General features: G+C 70.8%; 13 protein-coding genes. 12 read left to right on the forward strand and 1 reads right to left on the reverse strand.

Features of this window, described 5'->3' with window-relative positions; genetic code table 11:
* The first annotated feature begins 7 nt into the window (after positions 1-7).
* The 10 genes from CFN78_RS08630 (at position 8) to trpA (ending at position 15,920) form a co-directional block, all read left to right on the forward strand.
* The gene (locus CFN78_RS08630; protein ID WP_094862105.1) at positions 8-4,609 is read left to right on the forward strand and encodes a non-ribosomal peptide synthetase; all 4,602 of its coding nucleotides are present in this window, start codon (positions 8-10) and stop codon (positions 4,607-4,609) included.
* A gap of 656 nt (positions 4,610-5,265) precedes the next feature.
* Complete coding sequence (locus CFN78_RS08635) at positions 5,266-6,321, forward strand: TauD/TfdA family dioxygenase (protein ID WP_133116307.1); 1,056 nt, start codon at positions 5,266-5,268, stop codon at positions 6,319-6,321.
* 120 nt (positions 6,322-6,441) lie between these two features.
* Positions 6,442-7,722, forward strand: a complete 1,281-nt coding sequence (locus tag CFN78_RS08640) for an MFS transporter (RefSeq protein WP_094862107.1) — start codon at positions 6,442-6,444, stop codon at positions 7,720-7,722.
* Between the two features lie 344 nt (positions 7,723-8,066).
* Positions 8,067-8,939: an ArsR/SmtB family transcription factor gene (locus CFN78_RS08645; RefSeq protein ID WP_094862108.1), complete on the forward strand. Its 873-nt coding sequence runs from the start codon at positions 8,067-8,069 to the stop codon at positions 8,937-8,939.
* Positions 8,940-9,027: 88 nt separating this feature from the next.
* On the forward strand, positions 9,028-9,699 hold the full coding sequence (locus tag CFN78_RS08650; RefSeq protein WP_094862109.1) for a response regulator: 672 nt from the start codon (positions 9,028-9,030) through the stop codon (positions 9,697-9,699).
* A 399-nt stretch (positions 9,700-10,098) separates the two neighbouring features.
* Positions 10,099-11,637, forward strand: a complete 1,539-nt coding sequence (locus CFN78_RS08655; RefSeq protein WP_094862110.1) for a tryptophan halogenase family protein — start codon at positions 10,099-10,101, stop codon at positions 11,635-11,637.
* Between the two features lie 180 nt (positions 11,638-11,817).
* Positions 11,818-12,318, forward strand: coding sequence for a flavin reductase family protein (locus CFN78_RS08660; protein WP_240519344.1), 501 nt, complete (start codon positions 11,818-11,820; stop codon positions 12,316-12,318).
* A gap of 41 nt (positions 12,319-12,359) precedes the next feature.
* The gene (locus tag CFN78_RS08665; RefSeq protein WP_094862112.1) at positions 12,360-13,754 is read left to right on the forward strand and encodes a cation:proton antiporter; all 1,395 of its coding nucleotides are present in this window, start codon (positions 12,360-12,362) and stop codon (positions 13,752-13,754) included.
* A gap of 67 nt (positions 13,755-13,821) precedes the next feature.
* On the forward strand, positions 13,822-15,096 hold the full coding sequence (trpB, locus tag CFN78_RS08670) for a tryptophan synthase subunit beta (protein WP_094862113.1): 1,275 nt from the start codon (positions 13,822-13,824) through the stop codon (positions 15,094-15,096).
* On the forward strand, positions 15,093-15,920 hold the full coding sequence (gene trpA, locus CFN78_RS08675; protein ID WP_094862114.1) for a tryptophan synthase subunit alpha: 828 nt from the start codon (positions 15,093-15,095) through the stop codon (positions 15,918-15,920). The genes trpB and trpA overlap by 4 nt, the downstream gene beginning before the upstream one ends.
* 76 nt (positions 15,921-15,996) lie before the next feature.
* On the opposite strand, the gene trpD is transcribed toward trpA, so the two are convergent.
* Positions 15,997-17,091: an anthranilate phosphoribosyltransferase gene (gene trpD, locus CFN78_RS08680; RefSeq protein WP_338065515.1), complete on the reverse strand. Its 1,095-nt coding sequence runs from the start codon at positions 17,089-17,091 to the stop codon at positions 15,997-15,999.
* 152 nt (positions 17,092-17,243) lie between these two features.
* Between trpD and CFN78_RS08685 the strand changes: the two genes are divergently transcribed.
* Positions 17,244-18,647 carry an aminotransferase-like domain-containing protein gene (locus CFN78_RS08685; RefSeq protein WP_205660465.1) on the forward strand — a complete coding sequence of 468 codons (1,404 nt, stop codon included), beginning with the start codon at positions 17,244-17,246 and terminating at the stop codon, positions 18,645-18,647.
* A 361-nt stretch (positions 18,648-19,008) separates the two neighbouring features.
* On the forward strand, positions 19,009-20,346 hold the full coding sequence (locus CFN78_RS08690) for a class II 3-deoxy-7-phosphoheptulonate synthase (protein WP_094862116.1): 1,338 nt from the start codon (positions 19,009-19,011) through the stop codon (positions 20,344-20,346).
* The last annotated feature ends 43 nt before the right edge of the window (positions 20,347-20,389 follow it).

The raw sequence follows: 20,389 nt of genomic DNA on the forward strand, positions 1-20,389 counted from the left end.
GCGGGCGATGACGACCTCACGAGACGGCCGGGCCGACCGGCTTCCCGAGCACCTGCGCGAGAAACTGCGCGAACGGCTGCGCGGTGGCACCTCCACCGCGGAGACGGAGCGGGCCGAACCGGCCGGCATCCCGGTGGTGCCCCGGGACGGGGAACTGCCGCTGTCCTTCTCGCAGCAGCGGCTGTGGTTCATGCACGAGTTCGAACCCGAGTCCGTCGAGTACAACTCCTGCTTCGGGTTGCGGCTCACCGGTGAGCTGGACGTGACGGCGTTCCGCACGGCGATCGAGGGCGTCGTGGCCCGGCACGAATCGCTGCGGACCACCTTCGACTCGGTGGAGGGCCGGGGCGTGCAGGTGATCCACGACCGCGTCGAGGTTCCTCTGCGGCTGGTGGACCTGGCGGGGACGGCCGAGGACGCCCGCCGCGTGGAGGTGGACCGGCTGGCGGCCGAGGAGGTCGCCACCCCGTTCGATCTGCGCACCGGTCCGCTGCTGCGGGTGCTGCTGCTGCGCCTGTCCACGGGCGAGCACGTGTGCGTGCTGAGCCTGCACCACATCGTCCACGACGGCTGGTCGCTTGCGGTGTTCGTCAAGCAGCTCCGGTCAGGGTATTCGGCGGCCGTGCGCGGGCTGCCCGAGGACACCGCACCGGCCCGGCTGCAGTACGCGGACTTCGCCGTCTGGCAACGCCGCCGGCTCGCCGGCCCGGTACTCGACGAGCAGCTCGCCTACTGGCGCGAGCAGCTGACCGGAGTCCCCGCGCTGGAACTGCCGACCGACCGGCCGCGGCCCGCGGTGCGCTCCGCCGCGGGCGCGGTGCACATCCTGGACGTCCCGGCCGAGGTGGCCACCGGACTGCGGGCGCTGGCCCGGGAGTGCGGGGGCACCCTGTTCATGACGCTGGTCGCCGCGGTGCAGGCGTTGCTGTCCCGCTACTCCGGCCGGTCGGACGTCGCGGTCGCCACCCCGGTCTCCGGCCGGGGACACCCGGAACTGGAGGAACTGATCGGCTTCTTCCTGAACACACTGGTGCTGCGGTCCGAAGTGGATTCCGAGGGCTCGTTCCGGCAACTTCTCGCGTCCGTGCGGGAGACCGTGCTCGGCGCGTTCGCCCGCGAGGAGGTGCCGTTCGAGCGGGTGGTGGAGGTGGTCGCGCCGGAACGCGACACCAGCAGGCTGCCGCTCGCGCAGGCTCTTGTGGTGCTGCAGAACGCACCCTCGGAGGAACTGGAACTGGACGGCCTGCGGATCGGCGAGTTCCGCCTGCCGCAGGCGTCCTCCGGTTTCGACGTGGTGTTCGGGTTCGAGGAGAAGCCGGACGGCACGCTGTGGACGGCGGTCGAGTACAGCACCGATCTGTTCGACGCGGACACCGTGCACCGCCTGTCCGCGCACCTGGTCGCGCTGCTGCGCGCCGTGGTGGCCGAACCGGACGCGCCGCTCGCCACCCGCCCGCTGCTGACCGGGCCCGAACGGGCCCGGCTCACCGGCGAGTGGGCGCACCCCGCCGTCGAGCTGCCTCCGGAACGGTGCGTGCACGAGCTAGTCGCGCGGCGGGCCGCCGAACGCCCGGACGCGCCCGCGGTGACCTCCGGCGCGGACACCGTGACCTACCGGGATCTGGACGAACGGGCGAACCGGCTGGCCCGCCACCTGCTCGCGTGGGGGGCGGGGCCGGGAACGCTGGTGGCGCTGTCCTTCGACCGCACCGCCGAACTGGTGGTGGCGACGCTGGCGGTGCTCAAGGCCGGTGCGGCGTACGTTCCGCTTGACCCGGGCTATCCGGCGGAACGGCGCGACCACATCCTCGCCGACACCGGGGCCCCGCTGGTGCTGACGCAAGCGGACCTGCTCCCGGACTTCGCCGGGGCGTCCGCCGAGGTCCTCGCGGTGTCCGCCGAGGCGGCGGCGATCGACGCGCTGCCGTCCACCCCGCCGGAGGTGACGGTCTCGCCCGGCGACCTGGCGTACGTCATCTATACCTCCGGCTCCACCGGCAGGCCGAAGGGCGTGCTGCTGGAGCATCGCGGGCTGGTCGACATGGTCACCGCGGCCGTCGGCCGGTTCGATCTCGGCCCCGGCACGGTGGTGCCCGCGCTGGCGTCGATCAGCTTCGACGGCGCCGTCTGGGAGACCTTCACCGCGCTCGTCTCCGGTGGCACGCTCTCGCTCGGTACCGGTGGCGCGGGCATGTCGGAACTCGACCTGGACGCCCACCTCGCGGGCGCCCGCCGGGCGCTGGTCAGTCTGCCGCCCGCGGCGCTGGCCGCGATCGACCCGGCGACGCTGCCCGAGGGTTCCGTGGTGCTGGCGGTCGGCGACCGCTGCCCGGTGGACCTGCACCGCACCTGGGCGCCCCGGCACCGGTTCGTCAACGGCTACGGTCCGACTGAGGTCACCATCGGCGCCACCATGTTCGAGGGCACCGTCGCCGACTGGGCGCCGCGGGTCCCAGTGGGCAGGCCCATCGCGAACGCCCGCGTGTACATCGTCGACGCGCACCTGCGGCCGGTGCCGATCGGCGTGGCGGGTGAACTCGTCGTGGGCGGGTCCGGTGTCGCACGCGGATACCTGAACCAGCCCGGCCTGACCGCTCGGCGCTTCGTGGCCGATCCGTTCTCCACGGAGCCGGGCGCCCGGCTGTACCGCACCGGGGACCTGGCGGCCTGGCGCGCCGACGGCACCCTCGACTTCCTCGGCCGGGCCGACACCCAGGTCAAGATCAAGGGTTACCGGATCGAACCGGGCGAGGTGGAGGCGGTACTGCTGGGCAGACCGGGGATCGCCGAGGCGCTCGTGGTGGCCAGGCAGGACGCGGGCAGGGAGCACCTGGTGGCCTACGTCGTCGCCGGCGCGGGGGCCGCAGAGCCGGACGGGGTGGAGTTGCGAGCCGCCGTCGCGGGGGAACTGCCGCCGTACATGGTGCCCTCGGCCGTCGTGTGCCTGGACGCGTTCCCGTTGACCGGCAACGGAAAAGTGGACCACCGGGTGCTGCCCGCACCGGCCGTGGACCGGTCGGACCGCGAGTTCACCGCGCCCTCCGGGCCGGTCGAGCCGGTGCTCGCCGGGATCTGGCAGGACGTGCTCGGGGTGGGGCCGGTCGGTGCGCGGGACAACTTCTTCGAGCTGGGCGGCGACTCGATCCTGAGTATCCAGCTCGTGTCCCGGTGCCGAGCCGCCGGGCTGCGTTTCACCTCGAAGGACCTGTTCCGCAACCAGACCGTCGCCGAACTCGCCGCGGTGCTCGTCGTCGCGGAGGACGAGCAGGCGGCCGACACCGGCCCGGTCACCGGGGAGGTGCCACTGTCCCCGGTGCAGTCGTGGTTCTTCGCGAACGCCGGTGCCTCGCCGCACCACTTCAACCAGTCGGTGCTGCTGGAGCTGGCACCGGACGCCGACCCGGCGGCGGTGCGCGCTGCGCTGGCGGTGCTGGTCGAACGGCATGACGCGCTGCGGATGCGGTTCGAACCGGTGGACGGCCACTGGCGGCAGGAGAACCCGGGCGAGGCGGCCGGACGCTGGGCCTTCGACACGTACGACCTGTCCGGCCTGCCGGCGGTGGATCGGGACCGGACGGTGGACGAACTCGTCCGCCGGGCGCAGGCCGGTCTGCGGCTGACGGACGGCCCGCTGCTGCGGGCGGTGCTGATCGAGTGTGCCGGGCGGCCGCCGAGGTTGTTCCTGACCGTGCACCACCTCGTCGTCGACGGGGTGTCCTGGCGGATCCTGCTCGCCGACCTGGAACAGGCGTACGCCTGCCTGGCGGCGGGCGAGCCGATCGCGCTGCCGGCCCGCACCTCGTCGTTCCGGGACTGGTCACGGCGGATGCGCGAGCATGCCGTCGGCGGTGGGTTCGACGGCGAGCTGGACTACTGGCTCGAAGTGGCGGGCGCGGACCGGACCCGGTTGCCCGTACGCGGGCCGGGTGCCAACACGACTGGCTCGACGGACCGGGTCACCGTCCGCCTCGACGCCTCGGGCACCGAGACCCTGCTGCGCACCGTGCCCGGCCGATACCGCACCCGCGTCGACGACGTGCTGCTCACCGCGCTCGGCCGGGCGCTGTCGCGCTGGACCGGGCGTGCGGACGTGCTCGTCGACGTGGAGGGGCACGGGCGGGAGGAACTGTTCGACGAGCTGGATCTGACCCGCACGGTCGGCTGGTTCACCTCGATCTATCCGGTGGCGCCCGGAGTCCGGGCGGACCAGTCGTGGACCGACGCCCTGCGGACGGTGAAGCGCCGACTGCGGGAGTTGCCGAACCGCGGCATCGGTCACGGGGCGTTGCGGTACCTCGGCTCCGCCGATGAATCGGCCCAACGTCTGGCCGAATCGGCGAGCGCGGAGATCAGTTTCAATTACCTGGGGCAATTCGACGGCAGCACCGACCCCGCGAACGGGTTGCTTCGCGCACAGTTGCCGCACGGCGGGGCGGATCACGCCCCGGACGGCCCGCGCAGCCATCTCGTGGACATCGTCGCGGCGGTCGAATCGGGATGTCTGGAGCTCACCTGGACCTATTCCGCTGCGGTACAGGAGAGGGGGGAGATCGAGCGGGTGGCCGGCGCGATGATGGCGGACCTGCGCGAACTGTGTGGCGGCGGATAAGGGTGGCCGGTCACCGTTATCCGTCCGCCGGTGGAACCCCACCAAAGGGCGGCGGTGATGGTGGAGGTGTTGTTCGCCGTGTTAATCTCGAACACGTATTCCGGGGGTAATAAGGCCTGCCGGAAATGATGAAGGAGTGCCAGATGTCGGAGTCCTCGGGCTGGAAGCCGAGGAAAGAGCGGCCCACGTGGCCGTGGATTCTGCTGGCGGTGGTCGTCGTGGCCGTCACCATCAACGTGATCCTGACTGTCTGAGGCGCTCCACGTCCCGTCGCGGCGGCGAAACCCTTGCCGCGACGGTAGATCAGCAGTTCGGGAACGGCTTCCGGGACAGGCGCGGGCACCAGTCGGTGCTCGCGCCTGTTCGCGTCCACGGTCGTTCGCCACGAATTCCCCGTCGCCGCCGGAACCGTTCACCGGCAGGGCCCGCGTATCGCCGGAATTGTCCGGAACAATTACTACTGATCGGTAGGCCGCGCGGATTGTGCCCGAGGCCCGAAACGGTTCCTCGATCCCGTCGCCCGCTCGTTTCGTCACCGCTGAAGTAGCTTGGCCGCCGACGCCGCGCACGGAGATGCTGAACGCGGAGACCGGCAGCCGTGTGGTGAGCCTGCCGGGCAATCAGACCATCAGCTTCCCTGGACAGGATTGGGCATCGTGACGTCTACGCAGAATGTGACCACGGAAACTCGGTTCGACGGGCTCCTGCTCGCCATGTCGAGCCCCGCTCCCCGTTCGCTCGCCGAGTTCGGCGCGACGGAGGGCGACCTCGTCCGCCGCAACATCGTCGAGCACGGATCGGTGCTGCTGAACGGATTCCGGTGGAGCGACTGGGACGACCTCGACACCTTCGTCAACGGTGTGGTGGGAAAGCCGCTCGACTACACCGAACGGTCCTCGCCGCGCACCGAACTCGCCCCGGGGGTGTTCACCGCAACCGACCACCCGCCCGCCGAGGAGATCATCCTGCACACGGAGCAGTCCTACAACCTCACCGTGCCGCGGTACCTGTTCTTCTTCGGCAAGCGCCGTGCCCCGGAAGGCGGCGCGAGCCGTATCGCCGACTGCCGCAAGGTCGCCTCCGCGTTGCCGTCCGAGATCGTCGACCGGTTCGACCGTGAGGGCTACCTGCTCGTGCGCAACTACCGGCCCGGGCTCGGCCTGTCCTGGCAGGAGGCCTTCGGCACCGACGACCCGGGCAGGCTGCGGGAGTACTGTTCCGCCAACGGCATCGAGGTCGAGTGGATCGCCGAGGACCACGTGCAGACCCGGCAGATGCGCTGGGCCGTGGCCACGCATCCGGAGACCGGCCACCGTTCGTGGTTCAACCACCTGGCGTTCTTCAACCTCAGCGCGCTGCGTGAGGAACTGCGCGAGTTCTTCGCCGACGAGTACGGCCCGTGGGGTGTGCCCACCAACACCTTCTACGCCGACGGCACCGAACTGGAGCCGGAGGTGGCCGCCGCGTTGCACGGCGCCTACCGCGGCCAGGAACTCGATGTGGACGTCGAGGCCGGAGAGGTGCTCATCGTCGACAACATCAGTACCGCACACGGGCGAGCCCCGTTCGTGCCGCCGCGGGAACTGTTCGTCAGCATGGGCGACGCGATCGGCTGGGCCGACCTGCGCCCGGCCGAGCGGATCTCGCACCCGGAGATCGGTGCCGGCGCCTCGGCGCTGGTCCGTGCCGGGGCCGTGCGGCACCAGGCCTGACCCCGAGGCGCGTCCGGTGGTTCCCGATCACGAGCGCCGCGACCACGGAAACACCGGACGCGCCCTCAGTTCCGGCTGCCGTCTCGGGCGCCGGGCTCCCGACTCGACGGATGGGCGTGGATGAACGGCGAAACACCTCGGCCACTGTCGAGGAACCGCGAGTACAACCTGTTGTGGTCCAGCTATGTCGTGTCCCAGCTCGGTTCCCAGGCGACACTGTTCGCCTATCCGGTGCTGGTCCTGTTCCTCACCGGCTCGGCGATCCAGGCGGCGCTGGTCGAGTTCGCGATCGCCGGGGCGCGGCTCGTCGCCGGCCTGCCCTCCGGCGCGCTGGTCGACCGATGGAATCGCAAGCGCGTGCTGCTGGCGGGGGAACTGGTACGTGCGCTCGCGCTCGGTAGCCTGGCTGTGGCGATCGGGTTCGGGCACACGCACTTCGCGCACATCCTCGCCGTCGCGGTGGTGGAGGGCGTGTTCATGTCACTGTTCGCCGCGGCGGAACAGGCGATGCTGCCGATGGTGGTGCCGCGCAAGCAGTTGCCGACGGCGGTGGCGCGGAACTCCGCGCGGTACCACGTCGCCACCGTCGTCGGTCCGGGGCTGGGCGGTGTGCTGCTCAGCGCGGGGCGGATGTTTCCCTTCGCCGCCAACGCGATCGGGTACCTGGTGTCGTTCGTGGCGCTGCTGTTCCTGCGCGCGCCGGAGCAACCCGCTCGTACCGGCAAGGGCACCAGCGTCGCCAGGGAGATGACCGACGGGCTGCGGTGGATCCTGCGGCACCCCCGGGTCCGGTCGACCCTGGTGCTGGCGGCGGTGTTCAACCTGATCTTCAGCGCACTGCTGTTCGTCGCGATCGCGTCATCCCAGCGCGCCGGGGTCGATCCGGGGGAGATCGGCCTGATCGGCGTGCTGCTCGGCGCGGGCGGCATCCTCGGCGCGATCGCCGCGCCCCGGCTGCGGACGGCGGTGCCGCCGTACCTCGCGCTGGTGGCGTTGCTGTGGCTGTCGGCGGCACTGGTGCCACTGCTGGCGATCGTGCCGGTGGGCGTGTGGCTCGGCGTGGTACTCGGCGGGATCGCGTTCCTGGCGCCGACGGCCACCACGATCGTGTCCACGTACCAGATGCTGATCACCCCGGACGAACTCCGCGGCAGGCTGGCCGGGGCGATCGGGGTGTTCATGGGGGTGGCCGGCGCGCTCGGCCCGCTCGCCGGGGGTGTGCTGGTCGAATCGGGTGGCCGCGGGCCCGCCGTGTACGGCTGCGCGGCGGCGATGGTGGTCCTGGCGATCGCGGTGACGGCCAGCCCGACGATGCGCACGTTTCCGGCGTCCGACGAGTACGCCGGCGATCCGGTGGACGGCGACGCTCCCGAGGCTCCGGCGAAGACCGCCGTTCGTTAGCGTAACCAAAAACAGTCGAACATTTTGTGAAATCGTGCGGCCATTGGTCGAAATGACTGTTCCGTGCCGTTCTGTTCCCCCGGAAGGCCGAGTACGCATGCTCGGATGAGCGCTGTGGCCGATGAGTGCCTACCTTCGGATAGGTTCTGTAGCACAGGGGATTTGCTGCTATATGTATTTTGATGGAGTGAAACCCGAATAGAGTAATCGTCGGCCACCGTTTCGGGAGGTGTCTCGACGACGACCGGCGGATCATTTTTTTCTGGTAACTTCGCAGTGACCTTCCCGGTCGGCGTCCGCCATTCCGGCGGCGGAGACCGCCGGGATCACACTGGGGAGCGGCGTTGAAGATTCATTTCACCGACGCTGATCTGGCCTGCACCAGGTTGGCGATTCTGGGCCAGGTGCCGGAATCGCTGTTCGCTCTCGACCTCCTGCGCCGGGGTGCCGGTGGCCACGCGTTCAGCGGCTGGCGGAATCGGGTCGCCGCCGACGATCGGGTGCGTGCCGCGCTCGAGATCGCCCGGTCCACCACCTCGATGCTCGAGCAGTACCACATCATCCAGCGCTCACTGCAGAACGCCGAGGGCGCCGAGCGGGTCACCGCCGAGCAGAAGAGGCTGACCCGTGACGTGCGCGCGTTCTTCGACACGGCCGTCGAACCGTTCTGGTCCCGGGTGCGCGGACGGCTGGAGGCCGACCGGGGCGCCCGGGGCCGGATCACGCTCAGCGGCGGCCTCGACCTGATGCTGCAGACGCTGCACCCGAAGATCCGCTGGAAGATGCCGGTGCTCGAAATTCCCGGACGGGACCGGCCGGACATCCATCTCGACGGTCGAGGCCTGGTGCTGACGCCCTCGCTGTTCCGGTTCGACAAGCCGGCGACCTTCGTCGATCGCACGCCGGACGGTCCGCAACCGGTGCTCGCGTACCCGATCCCGCTCGATCTCGCCGGTGTCTCCGGCCTGTGGAACGACGACGGCGTCAACGAACGTGCCCTCGGTGCGCTCGTCGGCCGCACCCGCACTGCCGTCCTGCGCAACCTGACCGAAAGCCGCTCCACCGGCGAGCTGGGCCGGGAGATCGGCATCTCCGCCGCCGCCGTCAGCCAGCACACCGGGGTGCTGCGCGCCGCCGGGCTGATCGCCACCTCGCGCACCACCCGGGGAGCGCAGCACACGCTGACGCCGCTGGGCAGCGCGCTGCTGCACGGCTGATCGCCCGTCGTCGCGCTGTGGGGGCGGCGGTATCCTGTGCTGTCCCGGACGATCGGGCTCCCACGACGCGCGGACTGGAGCGAGACTGATGCGGGTGCTGATCCTGGAGGACGACGCACTGCTGCGCGAGGGCCTGGTGCTGCTGCTGGAGTCCGACGGCATCGAGGTCGCCGGGGCGGTGGCCAACGTGCCCGAGTTCCTGGCACTGCTGGAACGGGAGCGGCCCGATGCGGCGGTCACCGACGTCCGCCTGCCGCCCACCTTCACCGACGAGGGAATCAGGGCCGCGCTGGAGGCCCGCAGGCTCATCCCGGGTCTGCCGGTCCTGGTGCTTTCCGCCTACGTCGACGAGGGATTCGCGGCCGACCTGCTCGGGCAGGGGCCCGACGGCATCGGCTACCTGCTCAAGGAGCGGGTGTCCCGGGTCGACGAGTTCCTCGGCGCGCTGCACCGGGTGGCGGGCGGGGGCACGGCGATCGACCCCGAGGTGGTCTCCCGGCTGCTCGTCCGGCGCAAGCAGGACGATCCGCTGCGGGCGCTCACCCCGCGGGAACGGGAGATTCTCGGCCTGATGGCGGAGGGCCGCGACAACGCCGGGATCGCAGGCGCGCTGTTCGTCACCGAGACGGCCGTCAGCAAGCACATCAGCGGCATCTTCGCGAAGCTCGGGCTCACCCCCGAGGTGACCGGGCACCGCCGGGTACTGGCCGTGCTCGCCCATCTCGACGCCGCGGCGTTGCGCCTTTCGACAGAGACTTAACAGCGTGGTGTCCCGCCGCGCGGCCTGGTTATGGTGCCGTTGTCGCTTCCGGCGGGACCACGGTCAGCCGGGCGGACTCCACGAAAGAACGTCTCATACCGGATCCACTGGGGGTGGTCGCGCCGTGTTCACCGGCTGGTTCTCCACCCTCGATCCGGTTCCCTCCCGACGGCGGACGAGTGGTTCGCGCCTGCCCGGATCGCCGCCTCCCAGGCTCCGGCGGGGTACGGCCCGGGCCAGGGCTCCCGTTCACCCGCACTGAGAAATTCCGACCACACAAGCACATTTCCCTCCGGTCCGGTGGTGCCCGCACGATGCGGCACCGCCCGGTCCGGCATGTCTTCACGCCATTTTCCGGCTCACCATTCGCCGGCACACCATCAGACAGAGGAGTTCAGCATGATCGGGTCCGTGGTGATCGTGGGCGGTGGCACCGCAGGGTGGATGACCGCCACCTATCTCAAAGCCGCGTTCGGCGAGCGGATCGGGGTGACCCTCGTCGAATCCGAGCAGGTGTCCCGGATCGGTGTCGGCGAGGCGACCTTCAGCACGCTGCGGCACTTCTTCGACTACCTCGGCCTGGACGAGGCGGACTGGCTGCCCAAGTGCGCGGGCGGTTACAAGCTGGGTATCCGCTTCGAGAACTGGAGCAAGCCGGGCGAGCACTTCTACCACCCGTTCGAACGGCTGCGCACCGTCGACGGGTTCACCATGGCCGACTGGTGGCTGGAGCTGGGTGACCGGAGCATGCCCTTCGACCGGCAGTGCTTCATCACCACCGCGCTGTGCGACAACAAGCGTTCGCCGCGAATGATGGACGGCTCGCTGTTCGCCGCCGGCCTCGACGGCTCGCTCGGAAAGTCCACTTTGGAAGAACAGCGCGCGCAGTTCCCCTACGCCTACCACTTCGACGCCGACGCCGTCGCCCAGTACCTCGCCAAGTACGGCACCGACCGCGGCGTGCGGCACATCGTCGACAACGTGGAGAACGTCGGGCAGGACGAGCGCGGCTGGATCACCCACGTCGACACGAAGTCCCACGGCAAGATCGAGGGCGACCTCTTCATCGACTGCACCGGCTTCCGCGGCATGCTGATAAACCAGACGATGGGCGGCGAGTTCGACTCGTTCTCCGACGTGCTGCCGAACAACCGGGCGGTGGCCCTGCGCGTTCCGCGCGAAGAGGCCACCGAGATGAACCCCTACACCACGGCGACCGCGATGAGCGCCGGCTGGATGTGGACGATCCCGCTGTTCCGCCGCAACGGCAACGGATACGTCTACTCCGACCAGTTCATCACCCCGGAGGAGGCCGAGCAGGAACTGCGGGACGCCGTCGCCCCCGGCCGGGACGACCTGCAGGCCAACCACATCCGCATGCGGATCGGCCGGAACAAGCAGTCCTGGGTGAAGAACTGTGTGGCCATCGGCCTGTCCAGCGCGTTCGTCGAACCGCTGGAGTCCACCGGGATCTTCTTCATCCAGCACGCCGTGGAGCAGCTCGTGAAGCACTTCCCGGACGAGCGCTGGGACCCGCGGCTCATGCGTGACTACAACGATCGCGTCGGTCACGTCGTCGACGGTGTCAAGGAATTCCTGGTCCTGCACTACAAGTCCGCGCAGCGCGAGGACACGCCGTACTGGAAGGAGGCCAAGATCCGCGAGATGCCTGCCGGACTGGCCGAGCGGCTCGAACTCTCCGGCTCACACCTGCTCGACGACGAGACGATCTACCCGCGCTACCACGGTTTCGAGAACTACTCGTGGAACGCGATGAACCTGGGGCTGGGCAACATCCCGCCGCGAGCACGGCCGGCGATCAAGCACCTCGACCCGGCGAACGCCCGGCGTGAGTTCGCCAACCTCAAGGCCGAGGGCGAGGCGATGGTGGCCGCGTTGCCGAGTTGCTACGAGTACCTCGCCAGCATCAACGACTGAGAAACCCCGGCCCGGCGGGAAGCTCCCGCCGGGCCGGGCTCTCCCGGCCGTCACCCGGCGGCGGCCGGGCCCCGCGCAGGCCGCCGGGTTTCCCGCGACCGAAGGGCGAACCGACTCATGGAAACCGTCTCCCGTCAGCCGGATCCCGGTGCGGCACCGTCTCCGATCGGAGCGCGACCGGTGCCCGCTGCCCTGCGCGACTTCATGAGCGCGTTCTGCACCGGCGTCACGGTCATCACCTCCATCGACGGTGAGGGCAGGCCGCACGGGCTCACCTGCACCTCGCTGGCGAGCGTCACGCTGTCGCCGCCGACCCTGCTGGTGTGCCTGAACACCGGCAGCGGAACCCTCGCCGCGCTGCGGCAGAGCGGCGGTTTCGCGGTGAACCTGCTGCACGAACGTGGCCGCAGGGCCGCGGAGACCTTCGCCTCCCGGGCGGCCGACCGTTTCGACCGGGTGCGCTGGTGCCGCTCGGGCACCGTCGGCCAGCCCTGGCTCACCGACGACGCCTTCGCGCTCGCCGAGTGCGAGGTCGCCGACACCGTCGCGGTGGGCGATCACGTCGTCGTGTTCGGCCGTGTGGTCGGCGTCGAACACGTACCGGAAGTTCCTCTGCTGTACGGCATGCGGACGTTCTCGAGCTGGTTCGCCGCCCTGCCCGACGAAGCGCCGACCGCCTGAGCCGGACCCGCCCCGGGCCCGCCGACCGAGGAAGTGACCAGATGACGAGCGTGTCCGTGATCGCGGCCGGCCGGAGCCGGCGGACGTGGCTGGGAATGGCGGCGGGCCTGGTGATCCTGATCGGCGCGGCCACGATGTGGGGCCCGGCGCTGTTCCGTGCCGGTGACGGCCGCGAGGGAGTCGACCCGGTGGCCAGGTTCCTGCTCGCCGTGGCGGTGATCCTGTTCGTCTGCCACATGTTCGGGGCTCTGCTGCGCCGCTGGAAACAGCCGCCGGTACTGGGCGAGATCCTGGGTGGACTGGTGCTCGGGCCGTCCGCGCTCGGCCTGGTCTGGCCCGGCGCGCAGGACTGGCTGTTTCCCGCCGACGTGCTGGAGAGCCTGGACAAGGCCGCACAACTCGGCCTGATCGTGTTCATGTTCCTGCTCGGCTGCGAACTGCGGACGGACAACATCGGCAGCAAGCGCACCGTCGGCGCCGCCGTTCTCGGCGGGATGGGGCTCCCGTTCGCCGCCGGGGTGGGTATCGCGCTCGCCGCCCAGCCGATGCTGGCGAGTGGCAGCGCCTCGCGGACCGCGTACGTACTGTTCTTCGGGCTCGCCCTGTCGATCACCGCGCTGCCCGTGCTCGCCAGGATCCTGGTGGACCTGGGCATCGATCGCAGCAGGCTCGGTGCGATGTCCCTGTCCTGCGCGGCGATCGGCGACGGTGTCGCGTGGACGGTGCTGACCGTCATCCTCGCCGCCACCGGTCTCAGCGGCACCGGTGACATCGCGACCACGGCCGGGCTGGCCGTGGCACTGGTGCTGGTGACCTTTCTCTGCGTTCGTCCCGCCCTCGTCGCGCTGGTACGGCGAATGCGCTCGGAACAGCTCCTGCTGGCCGTGCTCGCCGTCGGCGCCATCGGTTTCGCCGCGCTGACCCAGGTCATCGGACTGCACCCGGTGATCGGTGCCTTCCTCTTCGGCGCGGCCGTCCCGCGCGACTCCGCCGTCGTCGAGCGGATCAGCACGCAGCTTCAGGGGTTCACCATCGCGATCCTGCTGCCGCTGTTCTTCGCCGGTGTCGGGCTCGGCACCTCGGTCGGCCTGCTCGGTGCCGACGCCGGGCACTGGCTGCTGCTGGCCGGAATCCTGCTCGCCGCCACCGTCACCAAGTTCGTCGGCGCCGGAGGCGCGGCCAGGCTCACCGGAATGCCCGCACGACAGGCGATCCAGCTCGGCACCCTGATGAACTGCCGCGGAGTGACCGAGCTCGTCATCGCCACCATCGGCCTGCAGTACGGCCTGATCAACCAGCTCGGGTTCACCATCCTGGTGCTGGTCGCCGTGATCACGACCGCAGCCACCGGGCCGCTGATGCGGGTGTTCACCCGCCACGATCCGGTGCTCGCCGACGGACTGCTTCCCGGTCACGAACCGGCACGCACGAGCTGATCACCGCTCCACCCGTACTCGACGACCATGCCGGACCGGTGCCGGATCCCGCAGGACGAGGATGACGATGACCGTGCCCAAACTGTCCACAACGGACTATCTTGACGTAGTCGGTGAGGCGTTCCGCTCGGACGCGGGCGGACCGGACCCGTCAGGGCACTTCGGTGTCCACGGTGGACGGTTCATGCCCGAAGCGCTGATGGCCACCCTCGCCGAACTCACCGACGCCTATCTCACCGCCCGGTCGGATCCCCTCTTCCACGCCGAGTTCGCGGCACTGCTGACCGGGTACGCGGGCAGGCCCAGCCTGCTCACCGAGGCGCCACGGCTCGCCGAGGACAGCGGCGCCCGCATCCTGCTCAAGCGGGAGGACCTCAACCACACCGGCTCGCACAAGATCAACAACGTGCTCGGGCAAGCACTGCTGGCCAGGCGCATGGGCAAGACCAGAGTGATCGCGGAGACCGGCGCGGGCCAGCACGGCGTCGCCACCGCCACCGCGGCGGCCGCGCTCGGCCTGGACTGCCATGTCTACATGGGAGCCAAGGACGTCGAACGGCAGGCGCTCAACGTCGCCAGGATGCGAGTGCTCGGCGCCACCGTGCAACCGGTCGAGGTCGGCAGCCGCACACTCAAGGACGCGATCAACGAGGCCCTGCGGGACTGGGTGACCAATGTGGACACCACGCACTACCTGCTCGGCACGGCGGCCGGATCGCACCCCTTTCCCGCCATGGTGCGCGACTTCCACCGGGTGATCGGGGTGGAGGCGCGCAGACAGTCCCTTTCGGCGTACGGCGGCCTGCCGGACGCGGTCGTCGCCTGCGTCGGTGGTGGTTCGAACGCGATCGGCATCTTCCATCCGTTCCTCGCCGACGACCCGGTCCGGCTCTACGGCATGGAGGCGGGCGGTGCCGGGATCGCCTCGGCCGCGCACGCCTGCTCGATCACCGGCGGTTCGGTCGGAGTGCTGCACGGCGCACGCACCTACCTGCTGCAGGACGAGTTCGGCCAGACCCGGGAGAGCCACTCCATCTCCGCCGGACTCGACTACCCGGGGGTCGGGCCGGAACACGCCGCCCTGCACGACGCCGGGCGGGTGACCTACCAGCCTGTCGACGACGAGGAGGCGATGGCGGCGTTCCGGGCGCTGAGCCGGGCCGAGGGGATCATCCCCGCCATCGAGAGCGCGCACGCCGTCGCCGGAGCACTCCGCCTTGCCCCCGCGCTCCGCGCGGAACTGGGCCGGGAACCGCTGATCCTCGCCTGCCTTTCCGGCCGCGGGGACAAGGACATGTCCACCGCCGCCGAGTACTTCGGTTTCGAAGGGGAACGAGCATGAACGTCACGAGCACCGGTACCGGCCGGGTGGCGGCGGCCCTGGCCACCGCGCGCGCGGAGAATCGGGCCGCGCTGATCGGCTACCTGCCCGCCGGGTTCCCGAGCGTGCCCGGCTCGATCGCCGCGCTGCGCGCGATGATCGACGGTGGCGTCGACATCGTGGAGATCGGCCTGCCCTACAGCGATCCGGTGCTGGACGGCCCCGTCATCCAGCGCGCCTCGGAGGCCGCGCTCGCGGCGGGAACCACGACCACCGACGTCTTCCGCGTCACCGAGGCGCTGGCGGAGCGCGGCGTCCCGGTGCTGTGCATGACGTACTGGAACCCGATCGAGCGCTACGGGGTGGACCGCTTCGCCGAGGAGTTCGCGGCCGCCGGAGGCAGCGGACTGGTCACCCCGGACCTGATCCCCGAGGAGGCCGGCGGCAGCGGCTGGTTCGCCGCCTCGGACCGGCACGGCCTCGACCGCGTCTTCCTGGTAGCTCCGTCGTCGAGTACCGAACGGATCGAACTGACGGCCGCCGCGGGACGCGGTTTCGTCTACGCGGCCTCGTTGATGGGTGTGACGGGTACCGGCGGTGCGGTGCGCGCGGTGGCCGCCGCGCTCGTCGACCGGGTTCGCGCCGTCTCAGGGGTGCCGGTGTGTGTCGGACTGGGCGTCTCCGGAGCCCGACAGGCCGCCGACATCGCGGCCGCCGCGGACGGCGTCATCGTCGGCGCCGGTTTCGTCCGCAGGCTGCTGGACGCCGCCACTCCCGAAGCGGGTGTCGAGGCGGTGCGGGCCTTCGCCGCGGAACTCGCGGACGGCGTCCGTGCCCGGCCCTGACCGGTCACCCGGCTCCGGCCGGTCGGCGGACCGCGGGCCGGGTACCGCCGCAAAACCCTGGCGGCCGAGGGGAATCTCAGCGGCGCACCGTGCTCACGCCGTGCTCGGCGGCCAGCTTCGAGGTCAACCGGGTCCAGCGTTCCAGCAGCGCCTCCGCCGCGCCCGAGTCCACCGCGCGGGCGGCCAGTGTGAGCTTGGCGCCGATCCGCTCGGTGGCGGAGGCGGAGGTCGGTTCCAGCGCCGCCATCCCCGCCGCCGCGGAGAGCAGCACGGCATCGCGAACCGGGCCGCGCCGGCCGGCCAGCACCTCCCTGGCGATCGCCGCGTTTTCCGGTGCGGCACCGCCGCGCAGTGCGTCCGGACCGGCCAGTGCGATACCCACCTCGCGCGGGTCGAAGGTCTCCGTGTCGACCGCGCCCTCCCGCACGTTCCAGATCCGCGAGGTCGTCGTGACGGTGAGCTCGTCGAGTCCGTCGTCGCCCCGGAACACCAGCGCCGAGGCACCCCGATCGGCGAGCACGCCTGCGATCAGCGGCGCGACCCGCTCGTCCGCCACCCCGACCGCGGCAGCCGCGGGCAGGGCGGGATTCGTCAACGGGCCGAGCAGGTTGAACGCCGTCGGGACGCCGAGTTTGCGCCGGACCGCCGAGGCGTGCCGCATCGCGGAGTGGAACAGCGGCGCGAAGCAGAAGACCAGGCCGATCTCCTCGAGGATCGCGGGCGCCGTCCGGGGCGGCAGGTCCACGAAGACCCCGAGTTCCTCCAGCAGGTCCGCGGATCCGCAGGCGGAGGACGAGGATCTGTTGCCGTGCTTGACGATCCGGGCACCGGCGGCCGCGGCGATGATCGCCGAGACGGTCGAGATGTTCACCGTGCCCGCGCGATCCCCGCCGGTCCCGACGATGTCGACGGCCCTCCCTGGGATGTGCAGCGGCACCGCGTGCGCCCGCACCGCCCGGATCAGGCCCTCGATCTCGGCGACGGTCTCGCCCTTCGTTCGCAGGGCGGCCAGGAACGCCGCGAGGCGTACGTCCTCGGCCTCGCCGCGCATCACCCGGTGCATGACCCATTCGGTGTCGTCCGCGGTCAGATCCACCCGGCCGACGAGCGTGGCCAGAGTCGCGTTCCACCGTGCGTCCGCGTTCTCCACGGATTCCTGTTCTCTGCTCACGTTCCTGCCTCCGTAGATCGGATTCCCGTTCACGATTCCAGTGGGCGACATGACGGGGCCAGACCAATCGCCGGAACGTATTCCGGTCCATTCGCGTTCCGCCGACCGTTACCGCCGGGCCGCCCCGGCCGTGAATCGGAAGTGAGGCCCCCGTGTCCGCGTGCCTGACCATCGAGGTGAACCGGGCGTCCGGCCGCTCGCTGACCGAGCAGATCCGGGCGGGCATCACCCATCGGATCGCCGACGGGGCGCTGCCGCCCGGCGCGCGGCTCCCGTCCAGCAGGCACCTGGCGGGGGATCTGGACGTCTCCCGCAGCGTGGTCGTGCAGGCGTACGAGCAGTTGATCGCCGAGGGGTACCTGCGCGCGACACAGGGTTCGGGCACCCGTGTCGCCGGGCACGTCGCGGCCGTTGCGGGGCCGCGTTCGCCGGTACGGGGCAGCTCGGCGCGACCGTGGCTGGACCTGCGCGTCGACGCCGCCGGCACGCAGCTCTTTCCCCGGCGTGAATGGCTCGTCGCGTACCAGCGGGTGGTGCGCGAGATCGACGCGCGCGGGCTCGGCCATTCACCCCCGTCAGGCACCGGCCTGTTGCGCACCGAGCTGTCCCGGTATCTCGGCCGGGCAAGGGGAGTGCGGGCCGCGCCCGACGAGGTGCTGGTGACCTCCGGGCTGGCCACGGCGTTCGACCTGCTCTTCACCGCGCTGACCCGCGCCGGGATCACCGAGGTCGCCGTCGAGGACCCTGGGGAGCACCGGCACTTCGAACGCTTGCGCCGCAACGGTGTGCGGCCGGTACCGGTGCCCGTCGACGAGCGAGGTATCGACGTCGGCGCGCTCGCCCGCAGCGGCGTTCGCGCCGTGCTCGTCACCCCGGCCCACCAGATGCCGACCGGTGTGCTGCTGGCGGCCGAACGCCGCGCCGCGCTCGGCCGCTGGGCGGCGGCGAGGGACGGCCTGGTGATCGAATGCGATCTGGGCGGGGATCTGTGGCTGGGCAAGGGAAGTGGGCCGCTGGCCGTACAGCGGGAGCTGCCCGCGCACGTGGTCTACGCGGGCTCGGCACGGGGGCTCGTCGGGCCGGGCCTGCGCGTGGGCTGGCTCGCCGGCGCCCATCCGGTGCTGCGTGCCGTGCCCGCACTGGCGGCGGGCGGCGGATCGGTCCCGGACAGCCTCACCCAGGCCGCCTTCGCGGAGTTCGTCGGCAGCGGCCTGATCGACCAGCACCTGCGTCAGCTCCGGGCTCGTTACCGGGCGCGCCGCGCCACCGTGACCAGGGCGTCGGCGCGATACCTGCCCGGCGCCCGCGTACTCGGCGCCGAAGCCGGTGCCCACGTGTATCTCACCCTGCCCCCGGACGTGCGGGAGGACCGGCTGCTGGCCGCGGCGCAGGCGCGATCCGTGCTGCTGCGCGGCGGGGGGTACTACCACCGTGCGCGTGCCGGCGAGCCGGCGCTGGCGATCGGTTACGCGGGCGCGTCGCAGGCCGTGCTGACCGATGCGCTGGCGACGCTCGGGGCGGTGTCCCGCGACCTGCCCGGCAGGCTGTCGGCGTGAGTCCCGCCGCCGCAAGCGGTTTCAGGTACGGACGAAGGATCCGATCGGGCGTCCGGCACGGATACCGAGGCGGCAGACCAATTCGCTTGCGGATTTCCGTACCAATTGCTCCGGGTGCTTGTTCGGCCGTGACGAATACACCCAGCTCTCGGCCGTCGTCGGTGTGCGGATCGAGAATGGTACTACCGCGAGGAACGGTTTTTCCTCGTTGTCCGGTGCGCCCCGACGCCGATAATATTCGTGCAGAATAAATCAACACCGAATCCGCGAACGGGGAATTGCCGAGTCATCCGCCGGACGCGCATCCCGGCCCGAACCGGTGCCGTGACGGCTGCCCCCATCCAGAGGCGAGAAGAGTGCGATGACTTCCGAGTTGCTCCACCTGCCCGGTGAATCCTGGCGAGACCTCCCGGCCGGGCAGCAACCCGACTGGCCCGACCAGGCCGCGCTGCGCGAGGTGCTGGCCGAACTGGCGATCGCGCCGCCACTGGTCTATACCGAGGAATGCGACCGGCTCACCGGCCAGCTCGGTGCCGTCGCCCGCGGCGAGGCGTTCGTGCTGCAGGGCGGCGACTGCGCGGAGACCTTCGCCGGAATGTCGGCCGAGGCCACCAAGAACAAGCTGAAAACCCTGCTCCAGATGGCTGTCGTGTTCACCTACGCCGGCTCGATGCCGGTGGTCAAACTCGGCAGGCTGGCCGGGCAGTACGCCAAGCCGCGTTCCGGCAGCACCGAGACCAAGGACGGTGTGACGCTGCCGGTGTACCGCGGCGACGCCGTCAACGGCTTCGACTTCACCGCCCGCTCCCGGGAACCGGACCCGCGACGACTGTGGCGCGCCTACCAGTCCTCGGCGATCACGCTCAACCTGGTGCGCGCGTTCGCCACCGGCGGTTACGCCAGCCTGGATCAGGTGCACGCCTGGAACCAGGACTTCGTCGCCGACTCACCCGCCGGTGCCCGGTACGACGGGCTGGCCCGCGACATCGACCGCGCGCTCAACTTCATGCGGGCCTGCGGGGCCGAACCGGAGCAGCTCCACCAGGTCGAGTTCTTCGCCAGCCACGAGGGCCTGCTGCTCGACTACGAGGCGGCGCTGACCCGCGTCGAACCCACCACCGGCGCCGCGTACGCCACCAGCGGGCACCTCATCTGGGCGGGGGAACGCACCCGGGAACTCGACGGGGCGCATATCGCTTACCTGTCCGGCATCAACAACCCGGTGGCGGTCAAGCTCGGCCCGTCCACCACACCGGAGGAGGCGCTGGCCTACGCCGAGGCGCTCAACCCGCGCGGCGAACCCGGCAGGCTCACGTTCATCACGCGGATGGGCGCGGGACGTGTCCGGGAGCGCCTGCCCGAGCTGGTGAAGGCGGTGGACGCGGCGGGCGTGCCAATCGTCTGGATCTGCGATCCCATGCACGGCAACACTTTCACCGGCCCCACCGGACACAAGACCCGGCTGTTCGCCGATGTGCTGGACGAGGTGCGCGGCTTCTTCGAGGTACATCGCGCGGCGGGCACGCACCCCGGCGGCATCCACGTCGAGTTCACCGGCGAGGACGTCACCGAGTGTCTCGGCGGCGGTATGGAGATCCTGTTCCATCACCTGCCCGACCGGTACGAGTCGACCTGTGACCCGAGGCTGAACCGCGGTCAGTCACTCGACCTCGCCTTCCTCGCCGCCCAGATGCTCTGAGCAGGCCGTTCGCGGGCCCCGCGGAATCCCTTGCGCGCCAGGC

The sequence above is a fragment of the Amycolatopsis antarctica genome (genome assembly GCF_002262875.1).
Classification (GTDB): Bacteria; Actinomycetota; Actinomycetes; order Mycobacteriales; family Pseudonocardiaceae; genus Amycolatopsis; species Amycolatopsis antarctica.